Source organism: Mesorhizobium sp. M7A.F.Ca.ET.027.02.1.1 (assembly GCF_004022985.1).
Lineage (GTDB): Bacteria > Pseudomonadota > Alphaproteobacteria > Rhizobiales > Rhizobiaceae > Mesorhizobium.
Genome location: NZ_RZOL01000591.1, coordinates 1 through 2665, shown reverse-complemented (window position 1 = coordinate 2665; position 2665 = coordinate 1). Strand labels below are relative to the sequence as shown.

Genomic DNA, 2665 nt, shown 5'->3' with positions numbered 1-2665 from the left:
GCCCGGGCCCAGGACACCGCGGATCATCTGGCCGCCCGTGCAAGCGAGATTGCCGGCACGTTCGATGCGGCCGACCAGAAGCTGGTTGCCCGCGCTATCGAGACCGCCCAGTCGCTGGCCGCGCGTGCCGGCGACATCCTGCGCAACTTCGAAGGCGCCGACCAGCGGCTCGGCATGCGCATCGGCGAATCGGCCGAAGCGCTTGCCGCGCGTGCATCGGACCTTGGCCGCATCTTCGATGCCGCCGACCAGCAACTCGTCTCGCGCATCGCCGAAGGTTCGGAAGCGCTGTCGAGCCGTGCCTCGGAAATCGGCCGTATCTTCGACGAGGCGGATCAGCGTCTGGTGTCGCGCATCGCCAGCAGCACCTCCACGATCGGCGAGCATGCCGAGACGATCGTCGGTGCCTTTGCGGATACCGAGCAACGGGTTGCCGAACGCGCAAGGCGGACCGGCCAGGAAATGGCCGTGCATGCCCGCGAAATCGAGCAGGCGCTTGCCGGTGCGGACGAGCGTTTCGCGTCGAGTGCCGCGGCCGCGGCAGCCCGTGTCGAAGAGCAGGTCTCAGGCGTCGAGAACCGCCTCGCCTTCACAGCCGAGACGATGGGCCAGAAGCTCAACGAACAGGTGTCGAATGCCGAGGCGCAACTCGTCTCGCGCGCCAATGTGATCGCCGAGACCTTCACCGCGGTTGGCCAGCATATCGGCCAAAGCACCAACGATGCCGCCAAGACGATCGGCGCCAACACCCGCGAACTCAACACCATGCTCGCCGCACGTTCGGCCGAAATGTCGAAGATCCTCGACGAAACCGCACGGCCCCTGGTCGAGCGCTTCGCCCAGGGCGGCTCGGACCTGCAAAAGAGCATGGAAGAGGTCACCGAACGCGCCACCGAGAAGCTGCGCAGCGAGAATGCTGCGCTTGTCGACGCGCTCGCCAGCCGCACCGCCGAAACCTTGTCGGCGGTCGAAGGCGCCCGCTCGTCGCTGTCCGACAGCGTCGCTGATCTCATCGGCCGCATGACCAAGTCCAGCTCGCAGCTCGGTCAGTTGATCGACCAGGCCGCGGTCAATCTCGGCCAGGTCGATGAACGCCTGAGCGGCAGCACGCAAAGCTTCGCCGCCACCACCGAGAAGGCCGCGCAGACCTTTGCCAGCTCTGCACGTCTGGTCGATTCGAACACGACAAGGCTGACGGAACTGTCGTCGTCCACCTTGCGCGAGGTCGCGTCGATTGCCACCAAGTTCGACGAGCACAGCCGCCTGCTCTCCAGTGCTTCGGACCTGTTGAGCTCGGCCCAGAGCAATCTCGAACACACGCTCGAACGGCAGTCGTCGCTCGAAGACCTCGCCGTCGGCCTGGTCAAGAAGTCGGAGGATCTCGAAAGGGTCATGCGCTCGTTCGAAAATCTCGTCGGCCAGACACTGCAGAACGCCGAAGGCAAGACGATGGAGTCGGCCGACAAGATCCGCAACGCCATCACCGACGTCGTTGACTCGGCAACCAAGCGCTTTGCCGATGCGACCGAGGAGATGCGGCGCACCGCGGGCTCGATCAAGAGCGAACTCGACCTGACCCGGGCCGAGCTCAAGAAGGGCGTCATCGAAATGCCGGAAGAGGCAAAGGAATCGACCTCGGCCATCCGCCGCGCCGTTTCCGAGCAGATCAACGCCCTGAAGGAGCTTTCGGACATCGTGGCCAAGTCCGGCCGCGGCGGTGACGGGTCCGAACCACGCAACCTGCGTCCGGCGCCGCAACCGCCGGCCGCACGCGCTGCCGAGCCGCCGCGCCGCGCACCGGCACCGCAGCCGGACCTGCGCACGCCTCAGGCGCCCTTGGGCGGCCCTGCATTGCGCGGCACGCTCGACCTTGAGCGTCCTGCCGAGGCGGCACCGCGTCCGCGCGGCGATGCCAGCGCCCGCACGCCCCAGGGCGGATGGGTGCGGGATCTGCTGACCGCGGCATCGAACGATGAGGACCGCAGGTCGGCAGCCCCTACGGCCCCCGCGGAAGCGCAGCGCGCTACCCCTGCCCAGCGCTCGCCCCTGCATGTCGTGGAATCGCTGAACTCGCTCTCAGTCGATATCGCGCGTGCCATCGACCACGAGGCTTCGATCGAGCTGTGGAACCGCTACCGGCGTGGCGAGCGTGACGTGTTCACGCGGCGGCTCTACACACTGAAGGGACAGCAGACGTTCGACGAGATCCGTCGCAAGTATCAGGCGGAAGCCGAGTTCCGCGCTGCTGTCGACCGCTACTGCGACGATTTCGAGAAGCTGCTCAAGGATGTCTCGCGCAACGACCGTGACAACATCATGGCGCAGACCTACCTGACGTCGGACACCGGCAAGGTCTACACCATGCTGGCCCATGCGAGCGGCCGCCTGCACTGAGCGGGCGACGAGGATAACAATCGGTCGGCGCCGCCCCTCATCCGCCTGCCGGCACCTTCTCCCCGTATAGTGACGGGGAGAAGGAGATGGCCGCACTCCCGGCGCCCATTCAGCAACGTTGGCGATTGGCGAAATCTTCGGCGACAGTGTCCAGCCGATAGATGGGTAACAGTTTGAACCGGATAGATAGGTAACAGTTTTCCCCCTTATGATGGGTTCGCGGCAGCGCCAAGCGGTTGGGTTGGCGCGGCGCTGCGGCGAACCAGTTTCC

General features: G+C 65.9%; 1 pseudogene. It reads left to right on the top strand.

Annotated elements, in window-relative coordinates:
• Positions 1-2394, top strand: a pseudogene (locus tag EN749_RS33865) (kinesin); the annotation flags it as partial.
• Between the last annotated feature and the right edge of the window lie 271 nt (positions 2395-2665).